Here is a 20,805-nt window from a genome sequence, read left to right on the forward strand (position 1 = left end):
GGTCGTCACGACGTGACGCCCGAGCTGACGTTCTCGAGCACGACCGCGAGGCCCTGCCCGACGCCGATGCAGATGCACGCCACGCCCCACCGTCCACCGGTGCGCTGGAGGTCCCGGGCCAGGGTGCCGAGGATGCGACCGCCCGACGCCCCGAGCGGGTGGCCGATGGCGATGGCGCCGCCGTGCCGGTTGACGAGCTCCGGATCGACCGGCCAGGCGTCGAGGCACGCGAGCGACTGCGCGGCAAAGGCCTCGTTGAGCTCGACGGCGGAGACGTCGTCCCACCCGATGCCGGCGCGCGCGAGGGCCGCCTCGGCCGCCTCGACGGGCGCGTAGCCGAAGTACTGGGGCTCGAGGGCGCTCGCACCGCGCCCGGCGACGCGGGCCAGCGGGTCGAGGCCGATCTCGTCGCGGGCGCCCTCGCTACCGAGCAGCACCGCCGACGCGCCGTCGTTGAGCGGCGACGCGTTGCCGGCGGTGACCGTGCCACCCTCCGTGCGGAACGACGGGCGCAGCCCGGCGAGGCGTTCCTGCGTGGTGTCGGGGCGGATCGACTCGTCCCGGGTGAGCTCGACGCCGGGCACGGGCACGACGAGGTCGTCGTACCACCCGTCGGCCCACGCCCGGTCGGCCAGGTGATGCGACCGGGCGGCGAAGGCGTCCTGCCGCTCGCGCGTGATGCCGTACTTCTCCCGCAGCTGCTCGGTGGCCTCGCCGAGGGACACCGTCCATTCCGACGGCATGGCGGGGTTGACCAGCCGCCAACCCAGAGTGGTCGAGGAAAGGGCCAGATCGACTGCGGGATAGGGCTTCTCGGTCTTGGGCAGTACCCACGGGGCGCGGCTCATCGACTCCACCCCGCCGCTGATCACGATGTCGGCGTCTCCGGTCTCGATCGAGCGGGAGGCGAGCATCGCCGCGTCGAGGCTCGACCCGCACAGCCGGTTGACGGTCGAGCCCGGGACGCTCGTCGGCAGCCCGGCCAGGAGCGTGGCCATGCGCGCGACGTTGCGGTTCTCCTCCCCGGCGCCGTTGGCGTTGCCGAGGACGACCTCGTCGACCTGCTCGCCGAAGCCGCCGTCGGCGAGGCCCGGTGCCCGTCTGACGAGCTGCTCGACGACGTGGGCGGCGAGGTCGTCGGGCCGGGTTCCGGCCAGCAGCCCACCCAGGCGGCCGAACGGGGTGCGGACGGCGTCGTAGACGAATGCGGCGGTGGTCATCACCGGTCTCCTGCTCCTGGACCGCGATCGCGGCGGTGTCCATGGTGGGGTCGATGGTCGTGTCGATGGTCGTGTCGATGGTGGGGTCGATGGTGGTGTCGTTGGTGCTGCCCGTCGAGCCTCTCACCCATGGCCACCTCCCCGTTCCGCCCCCGGACGGTAGTGGTGCCTCCGTCGACCTCACCAGTTCGCGGGAGGGTCACTCGCCGGGAACGACTGCACACCCCACTCGTCGACGATGTCCCACGGGCCCGGGTCGGGGCCGATGCCGACCCCGGGCGTCGTCGGCTCCGCGGCCCGCGGCCACCGGCAGGAACGCGCCACCGCGACGGACGGCACGGGCAGGCGGCGGGCGTCCCTGTCGAGAGCAAGCCGGCCGATGATGAAGGACGGTGCCGACTCGGGACCTTGGTGGCGGGCTGGCGTCATGGTGGCTCCTTTGACGAAGGGCGGAGGCGCAGGTCCCCGAGAGGACGGCCTCGGTCATCTCAGGCTCGCCCGCCGTCGCGTCAGCCGGTAGGGCCACACCCGGACACGTTCTGGCCTCGTCGTTGCCCACAGCGGGAAACCGGTGGGGCCGCGGCGGCCTCGGCCGAGCCGGCTCCTTTGCCGACCGTCGGCAAGGTAGGAACCCCAGGCCTGCCGCCACCCGGCCTGTGCGCCGCCCTCCGGCAGCCATACGTTCGAGGCAGGCCAGTACAGAACTCCCCGCCGCACCAAGGAGGCGAACATGCCCCTCGCCAGGGATGAGACAGGAGCTCCGGAGGACCCTCGCGACCGTCCGAGGGTGCTGTCGACGCCGCCCCGCGACGGTGTGGAGCCGGTCACCGGTCTTGTTCGCATCGGGACCGGGGACCAGCGGGCCCGGCGGCGGTCCGGCCTGGCACCTGTGGTCAGTGTGGTGGACCCAGGGCCCGCAAGCGCCCGGCGCGTCCGAACCTGCCGTGGCCGATGCGGTTTCGGCGGCCTGACCGAGTGGCATCACCACCGGCTCCTCACCGTACTCAGTGACCCCGACGTGCTTCTGGACCTCTTCGAGCTCGCCGTGACCTGGGCCGAGCTCGACTACTCGAGCAGGACGGTCATCCCTCCGCATCAGTGGATGAGCTTCCACGACAGTCACCAGTGGTCCGACCCGCGGCGTGCCGAGCGCATCTTCAGCATCGCGACCGACGTTGCGATGACGGCGACGCGTGCGGCCGGCGGTTGACCCTCCCTCATGACGAACCACCTACGGGTCGACCCCCTGGGCGGCCACGACTACCTGGTCCACGTCCGCGAGGGCGAGGAACTGGTCGAGATCATGATCCAGGCAAGCCCCGACGTCGTCGAGCGGCTACAGCCAGAGCCGGACGGGGCCGCCGAGGCCCGCATCGTGGAGGCCACCGCAGCCTTTCTCATCGAGCGCCAGCTTGCCGTCGACCTGCCGCAGGCGCTGGACCTCGACGACGTCGCCGCCGCGTATGACAACTTCCTCGACGAGCTCGGACGGCGTCTGGCCCCGTGAGCCTGCCTCCGGGCACTGGGGCGCCGCGCGATCGGACCGGTGGCCGCCGTGCCCGATCCGCATCGCCTGGGGAACCGTCAACGGGCCAGGCCGAGAAAGACCGCGATGATCGTGCCGTAGGCGACGTGTGCGCACAGGCTGACGAGGGGGGTTCGCACGCCGTAGTTGCGGGCCATGAAACCAGGTGGCTCCAGCAGCGAGACCGTGCCCGCGTCGGAAGACGTCGTTCCCATGCGGGGATGCACCAGCGGCAGAAGGACGTTGACGAGAACCGTGCCGGCGAACAGCCCATGCCCGAGCCCGAACGCAGCGCCGAGCCACCAGTCGGACCGGCCGAGGGCGAGGAAGAGCACGTAGTAGCCCAGGGCGAACAGCTGTCCCATGACGAAGTGGGCCAGGTACCCGAGCGCCTTGGCTCGTGTCCTGTCCACCGTGATCGCGGTACCGAGCAGGAACGGCAGGTCCATCCGGGTCAGGTGGAACTCGCTGGCCGTGCGTAGCACGGTGGTCAGCACCAGGGTCCCGGCGAAACCGCCGGCGAGCGCCGCCCAGACGCTCATCGGGGCTTCTCCCCTGCGATCGTCAGAGCTGCGCTGATGAGCGACAGGTGGCTCAGCGCCTGCGGCAGGTTGCCGAGGAAATCTCCGGTGGCGGGGTCGACCTCCTCGGCGTACAGGCCGACGTCGTTGGCCAGCTCCACGAGCTCGTCCATCAACCCGGTCGCCTCGGAGGTGCTCCCGGTGCGCGCCAGGGCCTCGGCAAGCCAGAAGGAGCAGCTGACGAAGGCGCCCTCCCCTCCGACGAGCCCGTCGTCGCCGCTGTAGCGGCGCACGTAGCAGCCATGGCCCAGGTCGCGACGAACGGCGGTCACGGTATCCGCCCAGCGCGCGGACCGCGCGTCACCGTAGCCCGACAGGAGACCCAGCAGCACACTCGCGTCGAGCTCGTCGCCGCCGGCCCATCGGACGTAGCTCTTCCGCTCCCTCGAGTAGCACTCGCCTTCGATGAAGTCCGCGACGGCGACGGCCTGGTCGTCCCACTGGGCCCGGTGACGCGATGGGATCAGACCGTGCTCGGCCAGGCGTGCGGCCCGGTCCAGCGCAACCCAGCACATCATCTTCGAGTGGGTGAAGTGCGCCGGCTCGCTGCGCACCTCCCAGATCCCCGCGTCCGGGGAGCGCCAGAGCCGGCAGACCAGGTCCGCGGTCTGGGCAAGGCGCCAACCGATGTCGGCGTCCACCCGATGGCCGGCCTCGGCGTAGAGCCACGCCGTGTGGAGGAGCTCGCCATAGGTGTCCAGCTGGAGCTGGGCAGCCGCCGCGTTGCCCACCCGGACCGGCCGCGACCCGCGGTAGCCGGGCAGCGGCAGCGTCTGCTCGCGGGCGCGGGCCCCGCCGTCGAGCCGGTACAGCGGCTGCAGCCGTGGGCGGGTCAGCTGTGAGGCGTGCATCAGCCACCAGAAGTACGCCTGCGCCTCGGGGGTGCAGCCCAGGCGGAGCAGCGCGTCGAGGGTGAAGGCGGCGTCGCGGACCCAGCAGAACCGGTAGTCCCAGTTCCGCACTCCGCCGATGTCCTCGGGCAGCGACGTCGTCGCGGCGGCGGCCAGGGCCCCCGACGGGGCGTGCACCAGCAGCTTGAGCGCGAGCGCGCTCCGGACCACCGGCTCGTGCCACGGGCCTTCATAGCGCCCGGCACCTTGCCATCTCCGCCACGTGGCCAAGGTCGTGGCGTAGCGGTCATCGAGCTCGTCGCGACCGGGAAAGACCAGCGGCTCCTGATGGGCTGCGCACAGCGCTATCACCGACGCCGACCCGGGACGGGTCTCGAACGTGCCGCCGACCCAGTCACTGCCCAGCTCGGGGACGCCGGCATCGAACGCGCAGACGGCCACGGCATCGGCGCCGGATGAGAACACCGGCACGTCGTACCGCCTGGTCAGCCGCGTGTGCCGCTGGCCGTCGCCGAACCGCGGCCTGACCCGCCAGCTCATCGTGACCTGCCCCGCGACCCCTTCGACCCGGCGCTGCACCTCGCGCAGGGGACACAAGCCCGTGCCGCCGTCGAGGCTCATCGAGTCCGAGAGCGTGACGACCCCGGTCGTCGTGGTGAAGGTGGTCTCCAGCACGTTCGTGCCCGGCAGGTACCGACGGGAGACCTCACCTGCGACGGTGGGGGCCAGCGTGAAGGAACCGCCCTGTTCCGCATCGAGGAGGGCGGCGAACATGCTCGACGAGTCAAGGCTCGGCACGGCGAGCCAGTCCATCGTGCCGTCCCGGGCCACGAGCGCCACCGTGCGGCCGTCCCCGATGGCCGCGTAGGAGCGCAGGGGCGCATAGCCGTCGACTCGGATCATGAATGTCCACCTTGACGCGATGATGCCGTCCTGCACAGCCTACGAGCATCTGGTCGTGGGGAGATGCCTTCGGCCACATCTACTATCAGAACCAAAACGGTTCCTATAGTGAACCTCGACGTGGAGGCTCCACGGCTGTGCAGGCGAACGCCGGTCACCTCGGCGGGGGAACCCGCAGCGAGATCCACACAGCCTTGGCGGGCCGTGCCGAGGTGTTGCGCCAGCGGTGTGGATGCTCCGTCCGCAGATGCAGGGAGTCTCCCCGCCGGAGCCGGTAGGTGGCGTCGACCTCGAACTCCATGGAGCCGCTGACCAGGTACACGAGCTCCTCGCCCGGCTGCACCAGGGGCGCCCTTCCGCTGTCGCGACCCGGAGGGATCGTCACGATCGACGCCGAGAGCGCGAAACGGCCGAGCGGCCCGGCGAGGTTCTGCCTCGTCAGGCCGCCTCGCGAGGGGAGCAGGGTGGCGCGGTCGTTGGCGCGCACGAGCACGACGGGCGACGCTTCGTCACGGTCCTCCTCCACGAAGTAGGCCACCGAGCGACCGAGGGCCTGCGCCAGCCGCATCAGGGTGGTGACGGTCGGGACCATGGCGTTCCGTTCGATCTTGTGGATCGCCGCCGCGGAGACGCCGGAGCGCTCCGCCAGCTGCTGCAGGGAGAGGCCCGCGCCCTGGCGCAGGAGATGAACCTTCGCCCCGATCCCCGCGATGATCTCGTCCAAGGGTCCTGGCTCCTCACGTCGGCTCATGGCCCGCCGGTCTGCCCGAGTAGGATAGAGGATGATCCGTCCATCATCATGGAGGCAGACTGTCGGTCACCACACGGCGGCGACACGGACTCGCCTCCGACTCGCTCCAGGAGGACAGCCGGATGGCGAAGACACCGACCGTCAGGGCGGCGCGAGTCTACGACCCCCCCGCTCCGACCGATGGCACTCGCGTCCTCGTGGACCGGGTGTGGCCGCGCGGGATGCGCAGGGAGGATGCGCACATCGAGCACTGGTGCAAAGAGGTCGCCCCCTCGACCGAGCTGCGCACGTGGTACGCACATGACCCGGCGCTGTACGCGGAGTTCGCACGCCGCTATCGCTCCGAGCTCGACGATCCCTTGCGGGCCGCAGCGCTGCGGCACCTCCGGGTGCTCGCCGAGGCGGGCCCCCTGACTCTCCTCACGGCGACCAAGGCGGTCGAGATCAGTCAGGCCGCTGTCCTCGCTGACGTCCTACGAGGGTCGTGACGGTCCGACCGGACCGCGGGCACGACCGGGCACCGTGCTGCCCGCACGCGTGCCTCTATCACGGGGCGCGGGCGGGTCAGCCCGGTTGACGTCCGACCACGCATCTCAGGTGTTGTACAGGCGAGGGGCGATGATGTGCCGCGGCAGCACCATGGGAGCCGGGTGGGCAACCACCACGTTGATGCCGTCGGGATCGCGGCCGCACACGAACGTCACTCCCCCGCTGGTGTACCGGTCCGGGCCGGCGCCGTGCTCGCCCAGGACGCGCTCCACGGTGTCGAGTGCCTCAGCACTGTCCGTGGACCACATCAGACACTGCAGGCCGATGTGTCCCGAAGGGTGCTGCGCCCTGGACCCCTTTTCGACGAGGTACATCTGGAAGCCGTCCGGGCTGACCAGCAGAGCGGCCCCCGGATCCCGGACCGCCTCCCGGCAGGCGAACACCTCGCCGTAGAAGGCGACCGACCGGTCCAGCTGCGCCACGAAGATGATCGACGACACCAGTCGCACAAGCGGATCCACTGCTCTCCCACCGGCTCCTCGACCTGGGTTTCCCTGTGCCTCTCCCCAGGTTCGCACTGGGCGGGAGGGCCGGCAGCGTCAGCGGCCGGTCGACTTCGGAGCCGTTCGTTGCCCCCGAGCGGCAACGTCGCGCTCGGCGAACCCCCGACACACGGTGATGGTCGATGGTCCCGGAGCGCGGCCCGCGGCCAGGGCGCGATGCAGCCTCGGTCAGTCGGAGCCCAGCGCAGCACCTGGGCCGGGCAGCTCGTGTTCCGGCCATCCCAACAGCTTCGCGCCGAGCACCGCAGCGTGGAGGATGAACCGGTGCGAGGGCTCCACGGGGTCGTGCGCGGTCAAGGCCCTGACACGGTCCAGCCGGTAGGTGACGGCTCGAACGGACAGGTGCAGCCGCAGCGCCGTCGCGGTGTTGACCCCGCCGCACTCGAAGTACGCCTCCAGGGTGTCGAGAAGTGGCCGGGCGCCACCGCGTGCCTCGCGCAGCGGGCCCAGGACCGAATGGACGAGGTCGACGATCGCGGGCTGGTCGCGGAACAGGACCCGGTAGATGAGGAGATCCTGCCCCTCGACCACCGGGCTCTTCAGCTGCATGCGGGTTGCGGTGTTGAGTCCCTCCCTCGCCTCCTCGTAGGAGCGCGCGATCCCGTACGCGCCGGGGTGCGCCCGCCCCACGGCTACCCGCCACGTCCCTCCACCACGTTGGCGGCTGAGCTCGCTGTGGATGAGCCCGCCGAGGGTTGCTGGCGGCCTGGCGCGGCTGCTGCTTCCCGTCGATGCTTGCGCCGTGTCGCCGGGAGCGAGGACGACGACGAACCCCTCCTTCGTCGTCACGAGCACGTCCCGATCCCCGACCCGGTCCAGCAGGACGCGTTCCAACGAACGGGTCGCGGCCTCGATCGACGCGAACCGCTGCTCGGGTCGCGCCAGGGCGACCTGGTGCGCGCGGGTCAGGTCCAGCCCGAAAGGCTCCGCGCGCTCCACCAGCTCGCCCAGGTGGGCGTCACCGCGAAGCAGGTCCTCGATGAGCTCTCGCCGAAGGGTCTCCTCCCACCGGACCATCTCGCGACCGGCTTCGGCGTGTCCCTCGGCGAAGGTGGCAACGGCTTCCTCCATGACCAGCAGCAGAGCCTCGGCCGCCGACCGGACTGCTGCGCTGTCCCGTTCGCGGATCACCGCCGGCAGCTCGAGCCACACCCGCCGCGCCGCGGAGAGATACAGGTCAGCGCCCCTCCGCGTGGAGATCCCCGACTCGGCCGCACGCCGGCCCAGGAGTCGCACCGCCTCCAGGTCGCCGGGAGCGGGGCGTTGTCCGAACGTGGCCGCATCGGCGAGCATCGGCAGGTAGTCACCGAGGAACTCCTCCGGCACGTCGCCGGCGTCGCGGCTGGCACCCTTCGCCACATCCTTCAGCCACTCGTCGTCGTGCGCCTCGGGAGGCACGCCCTTCCGAGCCGATCGGCCGGCAGCAGAGTCGCCGATGTCTGCCATGCACGTCCGTTCGCTCGACCGATGGTGCCCCACCAGTAGACGCCCGGTTGCCGGGCACCGGCAACCGGCTGCCGGTCGAGCAAGGCCAGCGGCATGTTGCTGGGGACCGGCAGCGACAGGACGCGTTCTTGGCCGGTCATCGACGCTGGCAGGCCGGCCGCTGTGGGGCATCGTGGCAAGCACCCTGACGCGTCCTTCTCCGCCAACCCACTCCGAGTAGAGAGGTGCTGACGATGGCTACCATCCCCCGGCCCGAGGACGTCGTGAACCCCGTGCGGCACGGAGCCGCGTCGTCCCGGCAGGCGTTCCTCCTCTTGCGCACCGTCTTCACGGTGGCCCCGATCATCTTCGGTCTGGACAAGTTCAGCAACGTGCTCACCGACTGGCCGCAGTACCTGGCCCCGTGGATCGACGACCTGGTTCCGGGCACCGCGCAACAGGCGATGTACGCCGTCGGCGTCGTCGAGGTCATCGCCGGCGTCGCCGTGGCAGTGCTGCCGCGTTACGGCGCGCTGCTGGTAGCCGCCTGGCTGGCCGGCATCATCGTCAACCTGGTGTCGATCGGCGACTACTACGACGTCGCGCTGCGCGACGTCGGCCTCCTCGTCGGTGCACTGGCCCTGTCACGTCTCGCGGCAGAGCACTCACCGCGCACCATCCGAAGCATGGTCAGGCGATGACGATGTCGCCTGCACGCATCGCAGAGGGCTCGCACGGAGGGGTCGGTGTCGACCCTTCGGCCCTGAGCAACCTCTCGATCCGAGAGCTCGTGCACCAGCTGGCCGCGACCGAGGACGCCCTGCGCGACGCTCAGCCACGGGTCACCGAGGGCGCGACCAGACCCGCCCCGGACCGACATCCGGTCCTGCTCCGGCAGAGGGCGCTGGTCCGCGAGCTCCGTCTGCGCCGGCTCGCGCTGCGCCGACGTGCCGGATCCGCTGACCGCGGTGTCTAGCGGCCACAACGGCTGATGCACCGGAGCCGGGGCTGCTACCCGGCTAGGTTCCCTGCTGCAGGATGCGGATGGCGTTGCCGAACGGGTCGCGAACGCCCATGTCGACGCCGTAGAAGTGCTCGGTGGGTTCCTGGGTGAAGTCGGTGACGCCGCGCTCGCGGAGAGTGTCGTACATGGCGCGAGCGTCATCGGTGGTGAACACGAGCCCGCCGAGGGCGCCCTTGCTGACCAGCTCGCGCAGGCGCTCGCCCGTCTCTTCGTCATGGAGGGGCGGGCCGGGCTGCTCCAGCGAGATCTCCGTGGCGTGGTCGCCGGGAGCCCGAACGGTCAGCCAGCGGTAGTCGCCCTGTTGGACGTCACTGCCCTTCTCGAGCCCGAGCTTGTTGACGTAGAAGTCGAGCGCCTCCTCCTTGTCGAGGACATAGATGGACGCGACATTCAGCCTGCTGATCATCGTGGTCTCCTGCGCCGTTCCGGATGAGACGACCCCAATCCTAAGGAGCCGCCTCCCGGGCCGGCTTCTCCGGAACTGCTCGACCGTCCTGGCCGCCCAGGGCTGCCGAGGGACGCAGGGCGGCCAGCTGGACGCAGTGCGGCGCCACGATCGGGCCGTGCCCCCTCCGGTAGGCGCTCGGGGTCTCGCCGACGATCTCCGTGAAGGTGCGGCTGAACGTCCCGAGGCTGGCGAAACCGACCGCGAGGCAGACCTCGGTGACCGTACGGTCGGTCTCGCGGAGCAGGAACATCGAGCGCTCGACCCTGCGGCGCTGCAGGTAGCGGTGAGGCGTCTCGCCGAAGACGGAGCGGAAGCAGCGGCTGAAGTGGGCGGGCGAGATGTGCGCCAGCGCAGCGACCGTTCCCACGTCGAGAGGCTCGGCGTAGGCGCGGTCCATCGCGTCCCTGGCGCGAAGCAGGCGCGGTTGAGGTCCTCGGTCTCGCGGCTCACCCACCAACGCTACGCGACAGGGTGCCGTCGGCCGGTCGACGCCGTCAGCGCTCGTCGAGCATGACCTCGATGGAGTAGTCCTGGGCTCGGTAGCAGTGGTCGCCGTACTCCACCGGGGAGCCGACGGCGTCGAAGGCCGTGCGCGACATCGTGAGCACGGGCTGTGAGGGAGTGAGGTTCAGGTGCTTGCGCTCCGGGCCCGTCGGCGGGCGGGCCCCGATGCGCTGGTGGGCGACGACGGGCTTGCCGCCTCGGGCGCGGAGCAGCGCGTAGAGCCCGTCACGCTCGAGGTCCTCGCGGCTGAGGTCGGAGTACGCCGGCGGCAGCCAGTTGCGCAGGATCGCGAGGGGCCTGTCGCCGTCGAGGCGCAGCCGGACGAGATGCAGCAGCGCCGTGTCGGCCGGCAGTCCCATCGCGGCCGCGGCCGCCTCGTCGCACGTCACCTCGTGGGTCAGCACCACGGTGCGGGGGTCCCCCGACCCCTCGCGCCGCAGGTCGTCGTACAGGCTGGTCAGCTCGGCCCGCCGGTGGATCTGGCGCCCGGCGACGGTCGTGCCCAGCCCCCGGCGACGCAGCAGCAGCCCCTGCGAGACCAGCTCCTGGATGGCCCGCCGGACTGTCGGCCGGGACAGGCCGAGGCGGTCCGCCATGGCGAGCTCGTTCTCGAACGGGTCGCCCGGCTGCAGGTCCCCGCATGCGATGGCCGCGCTCAGCTGCTGGGCCAGCTGGTGGTAGAGCGGGACCGGCGTCTCGCGGTCGATGCGGACGTCAACGGGCTTGGTCATGGCCGCAGGGTACCGACGAGCCCGTGCCATGCACGAAGGTGCTCATGTCAGCACACCCGTGTGTCCTCACCTCGGGCTCTTGACCACGAGCACCGGCACGTCGGCGTCGAGGATGAGGTTCTGGGTGACGCTCCCGAGGAACGCCTTGCCCACCGGGGAACGCCGCCGGGCGCCGATGACCAGCAGGTCCGGTCGCAGGTCGTCGACGGCACGGAGGAGGGCCGCGGACACGTCGGCGGTGTCACCTCCGCCGGCGACCAGGAGCACGTCCCAGGGGATGTCGGGCAGTGCCGCGGTGGTCAGCGCCTTCTCCACCGCGTCGGAGATGCCGGCCCGGTTCGCCTCCGCGATGTCGTTGTCGAGCGACTCGACGACGTGCACGACGACGAGTCCCGTGCGACGGTACGAGGCCTGACGGGCTCCTTCCTCGAGGGCGAGCGCGCTCGAGCTGCGGGTGTGGTGGGCGACGGCGACGCTCATGACGCCACCCCGCTCACTTCTGCAGCTCGTGCGAGAGCTCGGCGAGCTCGTCGCCGCCGGCCATCTGGCGGGTCAGCTCGTCGAGGGCCACCTCGGACCGCTTCTTGTCGAGCACGGCCTGGCCGAGCTTGAGGATGACGAAGTGGTTGCCGACGAGGTAGGCGTGGTGCGGGTTGTGCGTGATGAAGACGACCCCGAGCCCGGCGTCACGGGCTGCCGCCGTGTACTTCAGGACGACGCCGGACTGCTTGACGCCGAGGGCCGCGGTGGGCTCGTCGAGGATGAGCACGCGCGCCCCGAAGTAGACCGCCCGGGCGATGGCCACACACTGCCGCTGACCGCCGGAGAGGTTGCCGATGGGCTGGTTGATGTCCTTGACGACGATCCCCATCTTGCGCAGCTCCTGGTCGGCGATCTCCTTCATCTCGCTGATCTTGAGCGGCGCGAGCGGGACGGACGACCCGGTGATCTCGGAGCCGAGGAAGAAGTTGCGCCAGACCTCCATGAGGCTGACGACGGCCAGATCCTGGTAGACGGTCGCGATGCCGTGCGCGAGCGAGTCACGGGGGCTGGTGAACTGGACCTCCTTGCCGTCGACCTTCATCGTTCCCTCGTTGTGCGGGTGCAGCCCCGAGATGATCTTGATGAGCGTCGACTTGCCCGCGCCGTTGTCTCCGAGGACGCAGGTGACCTCTCCCGCGTTGACCGTCAGGTTGATGCCCTTGAGCGCCCGGATGGCACCGTAGGTCTTGCCGATGTCGATCATCTCGACGAGCGGCTCGCCCTCGTACAGCCCAGGATCGGCGTGCTCGTGAAGGGTGTCGGTCATGTCAGCCCACCTTTCGGGCGCTCGAGAGTCGCTTGACGTAGAGGTTGACCATCACCGCGAGCAGGAGCATGACGCCGAGGAAGGCCTTGAACCAGTTCGGGTCCCACCCGGCGTACACGATGCACAGGCTCGTCATGCCGAAGATGAAGGCACCGATGGCCACGCCGATGGCGTTGCCGTAGCCGCCGGTCAGGAGCGTGCCACCCACGACGGCGGCGATGATGTAGAGGAACTCGTTGCCGACGCCGTTGCCGGCCTGGAGGGTGTTGTAGTTGTACAGGTAGTGCATGCCGGCGAACCAGCCGAGGAACGCCACGGTCATGAAGAGGCCGACCTTCACCCGGGTGACGGGCACACCGACCGCACGAGCCGACGCGGCGTTGCCGCCGACGGCGAAGAACCAGTTTCCGATCCTGGTGCGCTGCAGCACGTAGGCCGAGAGTGCCACGAAGAGCAGCCACCAGATGACGGTGATGGACAGCGTCACCGAGCCGATCTGCCACTCGTGGGCGAAGATCCAGTTGAGCGAGTCGTAGCCGGCCATCTGGTTGATGTTGGGGCTGGACACGGACCCGGTGACGAGCTTGGTCACGCCGAGGTTGGCGCCCTGCAGGACGAAGAAGGTACCCAGCGTGATGAGGAAGCTGGGAATCCCGGTGCGCATGACCAGGTAGCCGTTGAGGAACCCGATCCCCAGGCAGAGCACCAGAGACAGGATCGCGCCGACCCACAGGTTGATCCCGAGCTGGTAGCAGAACATCGCGTTGAAGAGCCCAGCAGTGGTGACAAGGACGCCGGCGGAGAGGTCGAACTCGCCGCCGATCATCAGCATGCCGACCGCGACGGCAACGATGCCGATCGTCGAGGACTGGTAGAGGACGGTGAAGAAGGACGCGGGGGTGCGGAAGGCCGGCGCGACGACGAGGAAGAAGATGAAGATGACGACCGCCGCGACGAGGGCCCCGACCTCGGGTCGTGCGAGAAGCCGGTTCGACCAGCCCAGGGTGACCCGGTTGGACGCCTCGGCATGGGCCGGGGGCGAAGGGTCGGTTTTGACGGGGGTGCTACTCATGACAGCTCCAGTGCGGTTCGGCGGGGGCCGGGCTGGCCGGGCGGACCGGAGGGGCCCGGCCCCCTGGAGGCGGTTAGCGAGTGTTCTGCTTGATGAACGGGAGGACCTGGGCGATGTTCGCCTTGTCGACGAAGGACGGCCCGGTCAGCACGGCCTGGCCACCACCGAGGATGTTGCCGTTCTTCTTGAACAGGTAGAGCTGGGTGATGGCCATGTAGCCCTGCAGATAGGGCTGCTGGTCGATGAACCACTGGATCTTGCCGTCGCTGACCGCCTGGGCCGCATCAGGGTTGGTGTCGAACGTCCCGATCTTGACGTTCGCCCCCGCGGTCTGGGCCGCCTTGATCGTGTCGAGGGCCTGCGGTGCGCCGAGGGTGATGACCCAGTTGATCGACTTGTCCTGGGTCAGCTTGGCCTGGATGGCGCTGGTGACGGCGGCGTCGTCGGCGCCGTTGACCTGCAGGTTCTCCGTGTTGGGGAAGGAGTCCTTGACGCCGGCGCAGCGGTCCTCGAGGGCCACCGACCCGGTCTGCTGGATGGTGCACAGGATCTTCGTGGCGCCGTCGTCGGCGGCGCGCTTGCCCGCCTGCTGACCCGCCAGCTTCTCGTTGGAGGCGAAGTGCGTCAGTGCCCCCGCCTTCTGGAAGAAGTCGATGCCGGAGTTGAACGTGTCGACGGGGATGCCGGCCGCCTCGGCCTTCTTGATCGTCGGGATGAGCGCGTCCGGGGTGACCAGGGTCGTGGCGATGCCGTCGACCTTGGAGTCGATGGCGTTCTGGATCAGCACCGCCTGCTTGCTGGCGTCCGGGTCCGAGGAGTACTTCAGCGTGGCACCGGTGTCCTTGGCGGCCTGCTGCGCGCCGGCCTTGATGCGGTCCCAGAACGTGTCACCCGGCGTCTCGTGCGTGATCATGGCGAAGGTGTAACCGCTGTTGCCGCCGCCACCCCCACCGCCACCCGTCGAGGTGGTGCTGGGAGCGCCGCCGCCGCTGCAGGCGCCGAGGGCGATGGCCGCGGCCACGGCCGTGCCGGCTGCGACCGTCAGGCTCTTGCGAGTCCTAGTCGGAGTCATCGTTGAGTCCTTTCGTTGCGTCGCGGTGGCCCGGTCGCCGAATGGCGCGACGTGCTGTGACGGTGGTCCCGTCGATCAGGTGAGCCCAGATGCCGTGTGCCCCTTGGCACATGAGGCGTGCGGGCCGGAAGGGAGCCTGGGTCAGCTCGACCCGGGTGCTGTGCATGTCGTGTGCAGTTGCGAGGTCTGGCTGCGTCGCGTCCGAGTGGACGGTGTGGGGCGAGGTCCTCGCCCGAAGGGTGCGCGGGTCCTGGGTGAACCGCTGATGTGGTGCATCACCGGTGGCCACACTGGTCAGTGCGCCGTGGACGGCCACCTCCGTCGATGCGGGCCGGTCGCGGCGTCAGTGCCAGCGATTGGAGGATGCCTCTGGTTTGGATGCCCTGTCAAGCAATTGAGCAAACATCATAATGTTCTGACATTTGCTTGACAGGGCTGCCGGCGGGCTGGACGATCGTTCCACCACCGACACCACCCGAGGGAGAGAGCGCATGCGCATCGGACTGGCCGGAGTCGGCCGCATCGGGGCGTTCCACGCCGAGACCCTGCGCGACCTCGCGGACGTCGACGAGGTCGTCGTGGCGGACCTCGACGCCGACGCAGCCCGTGCGGTCGCCGACAAGCTCGAGGTCGGCTTCGCGGCGTCGCCGGCCGAGCTGCTCGCCTCCGGCGTCGACGGCTTCGTCATCGCCACCGCCACGCCCGGGCACGCGCCCCTTCTGCGGCTCGGCCTGCAGGCCGGTGTCCCGACGTTCTGCGAGAAGCCCGTCGCCGCGACGCTCGACGAGACGCTCGACCTCGCGCGGCTCGTCCGAGCCACGACCACACCGGTCCACGTCGGGTTCCAGCGTCGCTTCGACCGCGGGTACCAGCGCGCGCAGCAGGCCGTGGCCACCGGGCAGCTCGGGTTCGTGCACAGCATCCGGGCGCAGACGCACGACCAGGCACCGCCGCACGCCACCTACATCCCCACGAGCGGCGGCCTCTTCCGCGACTGCTCCATCCACGACTTCGACATCATCCGGTTCGTCACGGGTCGGGAGGTCGACTCCGTCTACGCCACCGGCGCCAACAAGGGCGCCGACTTCTTCTCGAAGGCCGGCGACGTCGACACCGCCGCGGCCGTGCTCACCCTCGACGACGGCACGCTCGTGTCGCTGTCCGCCACCCGCTACAACGGCGCCGGCCATGACGTCCGCATGGAGGTCCTCGGCAGCGAGGGCACGGTCGGGGTGGGCTACGACGACTCCCTCGCGGTCACGTCCGCCGAGCCGGGCGCCACCTACCCTTCGGGCCCACGCCACTGGTCCTTCATGGAGCGCTTCCTGCCGGCCTACCGTGCCGAGCTGACGGCCTTCGCCGCGGTCGCTCGCGGCACGCTGGCCTCGCCGTGCACGGTCGAGGACGCTCTCCAGGCCTTCCGCGTCGCAGAGGCCTGCGAGCTCTCCCGCCACGAGAACCGCCGTGTCTCGCTCGACGAGATCCCCAGCCTGTGAGGGACCCGGCCACGATGAGCACCCACCCGACCACCGCGACGACCGACGCGACCACCAGCCCGACCACGACGGCCAGCGACACGACATCGGACAGGGCATTCGACGTCGTCGCGACGGGCCGCACCGGCGTCGACATCTACCCGCTCCAGCACGGCGTGGGGCTCGAGAAGGTGCAGACCTTCCAGAAGTTCCTCGGCGGCAGTGCGACCAACGTGGCCGTCGCGGCAGCCCGTCACGGGCACCGCACCGCCCTCATCACGCGCACCGGCCAGGACCCGTTCGGCCGCTACGTACACGAGGCGCTGCGCGAGTTCGGCGTGGACGACGCGTTCGTCTCCGCGGTGAGCGGGCCGCCCACCCCGGTCACCTTCTGCGAGGTCTTCCCCCCGGACGACTTCCCGCTCTGGTTCTACCGCTACCCCATCGCTCCCGACCTGATGATCGAGCCGGAGGAGATGCCGCTCGAGGCGATTCGTGACGCGGGCGTCTACTGGTCGACCGTCACCGGTCTCTCCCAGGAGCCCAGCCGCTCGGCGCACTTCCGTGGCTGGGCGGCCCGCGGCCGCCGCGCCCACACGGTGCTCGACCTCGACTACCGCCCGATGTTCTGGTCCGACGCGGCCGAGGCCGGCGAGCAGGTCGGTCGCGCCCTGGAGCACGTGACCGTCGCCGTCGGCAACCGCGACGAGTGCGAGGTCGCCGTCGGCGAGACGGACCCCCAGCGTGCGGCCGACGCGCTGCTCGAGCGCGGCGTCGAGCTCGCGGTCGTCAAGCAGGGCCCCAAGGGGGTGCTCGCCGCGACGCGCGACGAGCGCGTCGAGGTGCGTCCCCACCCCGTCGAGGTCGTCAACGGCCTGGGAGCCGGGGACGCGTTCGGCGGCGCGCTGTGCCACGGCCTGCTCGAGGGGTGGGACCTGACCCGCGTCCTCGAGTTCGCGAACGTCGCGGGTGCGATCGTCGCGGGAAGGCTCGAGTGCTCGACCGCGATGCCGACCTCTGCCGAGGTCGAGGAACGCCTGGCCACCCCCGACCGGCACGCCTCACCGTTCGCCGGCGTCACCGAGGAGGCACGATGACCACCACGCCCGTCGGCGCCACCGTCCGCGTCCGCGACCTCACCGAGATCCGGGTGCGCGAGCCCGAGCGCATCACAGCCGCCTGGGCGGCCCGCGGGCGCCGACCTCTCGTCCGCGAGGACGGCCGGATGCTGCTCGTCGCCGCCGACCACCCGGCCCGGGGCGCGCTGGGGGTCCGTGGGGCCGGCGCCGCGATGGCCAGCCGCAGCGACCTGCTCGAGCGCCTCGTGACCGCGCTGCAGCGTCCCGGCGTCGACGGCGTGCTCGGCACGCCCGACGTGCTCGACGACCTGCTCCTGCTCGGCGCGCTCGAGGGCAAGGTCGCGATCGGCTCGATGAACCGCGGCGGCCTCCAGGGCGCCAGCTTCGAGCTCGATGACCGCTTCACCGCCTACACCGCTGCCGAGATCGCCGCCCGCGGCCTCGACGGCGGGAAGATGCTGACCCGGATCTGCTTGGACGACCCCAGCACGGTTGCGACCCTGCAGGCGAGCGCGCAGGCGGTCACCGAGCTCGCCGAGCGGCGGGTGATGGCCATGGTCGAGCCGTTCCTGTCCATCCGCCGGGCAGGCCGCGTCGTCAACCAGCTCGACCCCGACTCGACGATCCGGTCGATCCACATCGCCGCCGGCCTCGGCGCCTCGAGCGCCTACACGTGGCTCAAGCTGCCCGTCGTCGACGAGCTCGACCGCGTCATGGACGCCACGACGCTGCCGACGCTGCTGCTCGGCGGCGACCCGCAGGGCGACCCGGACGACACGTACGCGTCGTGGGGCCGGGCGCTGGAGCTGCCCGCCGTGCGTGGCCTCGTCGTCGGCCGCGCCCTGCTCTTCCCACCCGACGGCGACGTGGCCGCCGCCGTCGACATCGCGGCCCACCTCGTGCACGGCGCCGAGGGTGGTGCAGCATGAGCTGGCACCGGCCGCACGGCACCGCGTCGCGCGACGGCTGGGACGTCGTCATAGAGCCCGACACCACCGGCTGGGAGCACACCGGGATGTATGCCGGCCGGCTCGCCGACGGTGAGACGCGCGCTCTCGAGGCCGGGCCCCGCGAGCACGTCGTCGTGCCGCTGTCGGGGTCCGTCGTCGTCGCGGCGGAGGGGCCCGACGGCCGTCACGAGGCAAAGCTCGAGGGTCGCGCCTCGGTGTTCGAGGGCGCGACGGACGTCGCCTACGTCCCCGCTGGGACCGGCCTGGGCGTCACCGCGGTCGGGGATGCCCGTGTGGCCGTCGTCTTCGCCGTGACGCCCTCTGCCGAGGCGCGGTTCGCGTTCCGGCACGTGAGCGCGAGCGACGTGCCCGTCGAGCTCCGTGGCGCAGGCAGCGCCTCCCGCGAGGTGCGCAACTTCGGCGTCCCGGGCGTCCTCGAGGCGGACTCGATCATCGCCTGCGAGGTCGTGACCCCGGCCGGCAACTGGAGCTCCTGGCCGCCGCACAAGCACGACGAGGAGCGGCCGGGTGAGGAGACGCAGCTCGAGGAGATCTACTACTTCGAGGTGGCGCCCGAGGCGGGGTCGCCCGAGGCCGCGGCCACCGATCCCATCGGCTACCAGCGCGTCTACGGCACGGAGCACCGGCCGATCGACGTGCTCGCGGAGGTGCGCGCGGGCGACGTCGTGCTCGTCCCACACGGCTGGCACGGACCCGCGATCGCCGCTCCCGGCTACGACCTCTACTACCTCAACGTCATGGCGGGCCCCGGCGAGGAGCGCGCGTGGCTCATCTGCGACGACCCGGCACACGGCTGGGTCCGCGACACCTGGGCCGACCAGCCGGTCGACCCTCGACTGCCGCTTGGAGGCACCCGATGACGCGTGACGACCAGCAGACCGTGCGGCTCACCGTGGCACAGGCCGTGGTCCGCTTCCTCGCCAACCAGTGGAGCGAGCGCGACGGCGAGCGGCAGAAGCTCTTCGCCGGCTGCTTCGGCATCTTCGGCCACGGGAACGTCGCGGGCCTGGGACAGGCGCTGCTGCAGAACGAGCTGGCCGACGGTGAGGAGCACCTCCCGTACGTCCTCGCTCGCAACGAGCAGGCGATGGTGCACACGTCCGTCGCCTACGCCCGGCAGAAGGACCGTCTCCAGACGTGGGCGTGCACCGCGTCCGTCGGGCCGGGCTCGACGAACATGCTCACCGGCGCCGCCCTGGCGACGATCAACCGGATCCCCGTGCTGCTGCTGCCCTCCGGCACCTTCGCGACGCGCGTCAGCGCGCCGGTGCTCCAGGAGCTCGAGCAGCCGCATTCCGGTGACGTGACGGTCAACGACGCCTTCCGCCCGCTGTCGAGGTTCTTCGACCGGGTCAGCCGGCCCGAGCAGCTGCCGTCGGCGCTACTGGGCGCCATGCGGGTCCTCACCGACCCGGTCGAGACCGGTGCCGTCACCATCGCGCTGCCACAGGACGTCCAGGCCGAGGCCTTCGACTGGCCGGTCGAGCTCTTCGCGGCTCGCGTGTGGCGCATCGCCCGACCGTTGCCCGAGGCCGTCGACATCGCCGACGCCGCCGAGCTCGTCCGCTCGGCCAGGCGGCCCTTCGTCGTCGCGGGTGGCGGCGTGCACTACTCCGGTGCCGAGGACGCGTTGCGCGCCTTCTGCGAGGCCACCGGCATCCCGGTCGGGGAGTCGCAGGCCGGCAAGGGCTCGCTCCCCCACGGCCACCCGCAGCAGATGGGGGCCATCGGCTCGACCGGGACGACGGCGGCGAACGCCCTCGCCGCGGAGGCTGACGTCGTCATCGGGATCGGCACGCGCTGGAGCGACTTCACCACCGCGTCGCGGACCGCCTTCCAGGGAGACGACGTCCGCTTCGTCAACATCAACGTCGCCCGTTTCGACGCGGGCAAGCACTCCGGCCTCGCCGTCGTCTCCGACGCCCGCGAGGCGCTCACGGCGCTGACCGAGGCCCTGCAGGGGTATGCCGTCGACGACGCCTACCGCTCGCGCCAGGCCGCGCTGTGGGCCGAGTGGGACTCGGCGGTCGAGCGCGCCTTCAACCCGTCGAGCGACGTCACGGACACGCTGGCCGAGGGCCTGCTGACCCAGGGGCAGGTGCTCGGGGTCGTCAACGAGCTGACCGACCCGCGCGACGTCGTGCTCTGCGCGGCCGGGTCGATGCCGGGTGACATCCACAAGCTGTGGCGCGTCCGCGACCGGAAGGCCTACCACGTCGAGTACGGCTACTCCTGCATGGGCTACGAGGTGCCGGCATCGATCGGCGTCCGGCTCGCCGACGAGTCCCGGGACGTCTTCGCGATGGTCGGTGACGGCGGCTACCTGATGATGCCGACGGAGCTCGTCACGGCGGTGCAGGAGCGGGTGAAGGTCGTCGTCGTGCTCGTGCAGAACCACGGCTTCCACTCGATCGGGTCGCTGTCGGAGTCCCTCGGCTCGCAGCGCTTCGGCACGGCCTACCGCTTCCGGGGCGAGTCCTCGGGTCGCCTCGACGGCGACGTGCTGCCCGTCGACCTCGCAGCCAACGCCCGGTCGCTCGGCGCGCACGTCATCGAGGTGCACTCGGTCGACGAGCTTCGCCAGGCCGTCAAGGAGGCCAAGGCGTGGCCGGCCCACGGCGGCCCCGTCGTCATCCACGTCGAGACCGACCCGAGGGTCTACGCCCCCGACAGCGCGTCGTGGTGGGACGTGCCGGTCTCCCAGGTCAGCGACCTCGAGACGACGCAGACGGCATACGGCGAGTACCTCGACCACAAGGCCACCCAGCGCCCACTGCTCTCCCCGCCTCGCGCGGACCGCTGACCCACCCGG

General features: G+C 70.8%; 24 protein-coding genes. 10 read left to right on the plus strand and 14 right to left on the minus strand.

What is annotated here, in order from left to right; all coding sequences use genetic code 11:
- Positions 1 to 5: 5 nt before the first annotated feature.
- Together AC1VM9_RS03160 and AC1VM9_RS03165 are read right to left on the minus strand one after the other, a co-directional pair.
- Positions 6 to 1,220, minus strand: coding sequence for a thiolase family protein (locus tag AC1VM9_RS03160; RefSeq protein ID WP_481342677.1), 1,215 nt, complete (start codon positions 1,218 to 1,220; stop codon positions 6 to 8).
- A gap of 180 nt (positions 1,221 to 1,400) precedes the next feature.
- Positions 1,401 to 1,649, minus strand: coding sequence for a hypothetical protein (locus tag AC1VM9_RS03165; protein WP_483121117.1), 249 nt, complete (start codon positions 1,647 to 1,649; stop codon positions 1,401 to 1,403).
- Positions 1,650 to 2,007: 358 nt separating this feature from the next.
- Here AC1VM9_RS03165 and AC1VM9_RS03170 point away from each other — a divergent pair, with 358 nt between their 5' ends.
- Both AC1VM9_RS03170 and AC1VM9_RS03175 read left to right on the plus strand, forming a co-directional pair.
- On the plus strand, positions 2,008 to 2,430 hold the full coding sequence (locus AC1VM9_RS03170; protein WP_481346395.1) for a hypothetical protein: 423 nt from the start codon (positions 2,008 to 2,010) through the stop codon (positions 2,428 to 2,430).
- 9 nt (positions 2,431 to 2,439) lie between these two features.
- Positions 2,440 to 2,727: a hypothetical protein gene (locus tag AC1VM9_RS03175; protein WP_483121119.1), complete on the plus strand. Its 288-nt coding sequence runs from the start codon at positions 2,440 to 2,442 to the stop codon at positions 2,725 to 2,727.
- A 77-nt stretch (positions 2,728 to 2,804) separates the two neighbouring features.
- On the opposite strand, the gene AC1VM9_RS03180 is transcribed toward AC1VM9_RS03175, so the two are convergent.
- From AC1VM9_RS03180 to AC1VM9_RS03190, 3 genes are all read right to left on the minus strand, one after another.
- Positions 2,805 to 3,287 (minus strand): hypothetical protein, encoded by a 483-nt coding sequence (locus AC1VM9_RS03180; protein WP_481342681.1) that lies wholly within the window; start codon positions 3,285 to 3,287, stop codon positions 2,805 to 2,807.
- On the minus strand, positions 3,284 to 5,080 hold the full coding sequence (locus tag AC1VM9_RS03185; RefSeq protein ID WP_483121121.1) for a glycoside hydrolase family 15 protein: 1,797 nt from the start codon (positions 5,078 to 5,080) through the stop codon (positions 3,284 to 3,286). The genes AC1VM9_RS03180 and AC1VM9_RS03185 overlap by 4 nt, the downstream gene beginning before the upstream one ends.
- A 154-nt stretch (positions 5,081 to 5,234) precedes the next feature.
- Positions 5,235 to 5,804 (minus strand): helix-turn-helix domain-containing protein, encoded by a 570-nt coding sequence (locus AC1VM9_RS03190; RefSeq protein WP_481345282.1) that lies wholly within the window; start codon positions 5,802 to 5,804, stop codon positions 5,235 to 5,237.
- Between the two features lie 149 nt (positions 5,805 to 5,953).
- On the opposite strand from AC1VM9_RS03190, the gene AC1VM9_RS03195 reads away from it, so the two are divergent.
- The gene (locus tag AC1VM9_RS03195) at positions 5,954 to 6,319 is read left to right on the plus strand and encodes a DUF488 domain-containing protein (RefSeq protein ID WP_483121124.1); all 366 of its coding nucleotides are present in this window, start codon (positions 5,954 to 5,956) and stop codon (positions 6,317 to 6,319) included.
- Between the two features lie 105 nt (positions 6,320 to 6,424).
- On the opposite strand, the gene AC1VM9_RS03200 is transcribed toward AC1VM9_RS03195, so the two are convergent.
- The gene (locus AC1VM9_RS03200) at positions 6,425 to 6,820 is read right to left on the minus strand and encodes a VOC family protein (RefSeq protein WP_483121126.1); all 396 of its coding nucleotides are present in this window, start codon (positions 6,818 to 6,820) and stop codon (positions 6,425 to 6,427) included.
- A gap of 231 nt (positions 6,821 to 7,051) precedes the next feature.
- Positions 7,052 to 8,329: a PucR family transcriptional regulator gene (locus tag AC1VM9_RS03205; RefSeq protein WP_483121128.1), complete on the minus strand. Its 1,278-nt coding sequence runs from the start codon at positions 8,327 to 8,329 to the stop codon at positions 7,052 to 7,054.
- A 233-nt stretch (positions 8,330 to 8,562) separates the two neighbouring features.
- On the opposite strand from AC1VM9_RS03205, the gene AC1VM9_RS03210 reads away from it, so the two are divergent.
- A complete protein-coding gene (locus AC1VM9_RS03210; RefSeq protein WP_481345279.1) occupies positions 8,563 to 9,009 on the plus strand; it encodes a DoxX family membrane protein in 447 nt (148 codons plus the stop codon).
- Entirely contained in the window at positions 9,006 to 9,284 is a 279-nt protein-coding gene (locus tag AC1VM9_RS03215; RefSeq protein WP_481345278.1) for a hypothetical protein, read from the plus strand. Before AC1VM9_RS03210 ends, AC1VM9_RS03215 begins: the two co-directional genes overlap by 4 nt.
- A gap of 43 nt (positions 9,285 to 9,327) precedes the next feature.
- On the opposite strand, the gene AC1VM9_RS03220 is transcribed toward AC1VM9_RS03215, so the two are convergent.
- From AC1VM9_RS03220 to AC1VM9_RS03250, 7 genes are all read right to left on the minus strand, one after another.
- Positions 9,328 to 9,738: a VOC family protein gene (locus AC1VM9_RS03220; protein ID WP_481345277.1), complete on the minus strand. Its 411-nt coding sequence runs from the start codon at positions 9,736 to 9,738 to the stop codon at positions 9,328 to 9,330.
- 40 nt (positions 9,739 to 9,778) lie between these two features.
- Complete coding sequence (locus AC1VM9_RS03225) at positions 9,779 to 10,147, minus strand: helix-turn-helix transcriptional regulator (protein ID WP_481345276.1); 369 nt, start codon at positions 10,145 to 10,147, stop codon at positions 9,779 to 9,781.
- 127 nt (positions 10,148 to 10,274) lie between these two features.
- Positions 10,275 to 11,015, minus strand: a complete 741-nt coding sequence (locus tag AC1VM9_RS03230; RefSeq protein ID WP_481342691.1) for a GntR family transcriptional regulator — start codon at positions 11,013 to 11,015, stop codon at positions 10,275 to 10,277.
- Positions 11,016 to 11,081: 66 nt separating this feature from the next.
- Positions 11,082 to 11,495 carry a universal stress protein gene (locus tag AC1VM9_RS03235; protein WP_481345275.1) on the minus strand — a complete coding sequence of 138 codons (414 nt, stop codon included), beginning with the start codon at positions 11,493 to 11,495 and terminating at the stop codon, positions 11,082 to 11,084.
- Positions 11,496 to 11,508: 13 nt separating this feature from the next.
- Complete coding sequence (locus AC1VM9_RS03240; protein ID WP_483121132.1) at positions 11,509 to 12,324, minus strand: ATP-binding cassette domain-containing protein; 816 nt, start codon at positions 12,322 to 12,324, stop codon at positions 11,509 to 11,511.
- Between the two features lies 1 nt (position 12,325).
- Complete coding sequence (locus tag AC1VM9_RS03245) at positions 12,326 to 13,396, minus strand: ABC transporter permease (protein ID WP_481342694.1); 1,071 nt, start codon at positions 13,394 to 13,396, stop codon at positions 12,326 to 12,328.
- Between the two features lie 73 nt (positions 13,397 to 13,469).
- The gene (locus AC1VM9_RS03250) at positions 13,470 to 14,468 is read right to left on the minus strand and encodes a substrate-binding domain-containing protein (RefSeq protein WP_481345273.1); all 999 of its coding nucleotides are present in this window, start codon (positions 14,466 to 14,468) and stop codon (positions 13,470 to 13,472) included.
- A gap of 491 nt (positions 14,469 to 14,959) precedes the next feature.
- Here AC1VM9_RS03250 and AC1VM9_RS03255 point away from each other — a divergent pair, with 491 nt between their 5' ends.
- The 5 genes from AC1VM9_RS03255 to iolD are packed head-to-tail and all read left to right on the plus strand — an operon-like array spanning position 14,960 to position 20,796.
- On the plus strand, positions 14,960 to 15,964 hold the full coding sequence (locus AC1VM9_RS03255; RefSeq protein WP_481345272.1) for a Gfo/Idh/MocA family protein: 1,005 nt from the start codon (positions 14,960 to 14,962) through the stop codon (positions 15,962 to 15,964).
- 14 nt (positions 15,965 to 15,978) lie between these two features.
- Complete coding sequence (gene iolC, locus AC1VM9_RS03260) at positions 15,979 to 17,040, plus strand: 5-dehydro-2-deoxygluconokinase (protein ID WP_481345271.1); 1,062 nt, start codon at positions 15,979 to 15,981, stop codon at positions 17,038 to 17,040.
- Positions 17,037 to 17,951 (plus strand): Cgl0159 family (beta/alpha)8-fold protein, encoded by a 915-nt coding sequence (locus AC1VM9_RS03265; protein WP_481341163.1) that lies wholly within the window; start codon positions 17,037 to 17,039, stop codon positions 17,949 to 17,951. Before iolC ends, AC1VM9_RS03265 begins: the two co-directional genes overlap by 4 nt.
- Positions 17,948 to 18,853: a 5-deoxy-glucuronate isomerase gene (gene iolB, locus AC1VM9_RS03270; protein ID WP_481345270.1), complete on the plus strand. Its 906-nt coding sequence runs from the start codon at positions 17,948 to 17,950 to the stop codon at positions 18,851 to 18,853. The genes AC1VM9_RS03265 and iolB overlap by 4 nt, the downstream gene beginning before the upstream one ends.
- Positions 18,850 to 20,796 (plus strand): 3D-(3,5/4)-trihydroxycyclohexane-1,2-dione acylhydrolase (decyclizing), encoded by a 1,947-nt coding sequence (gene iolD, locus AC1VM9_RS03275; RefSeq protein ID WP_483121136.1) that lies wholly within the window; start codon positions 18,850 to 18,852, stop codon positions 20,794 to 20,796. The genes iolB and iolD overlap by 4 nt, the downstream gene beginning before the upstream one ends.
- Positions 20,797 to 20,805: the final 9 nt, after the last annotated feature.

Source organism: Monashia sp. HAY1-11D (assembly GCF_056868035.1).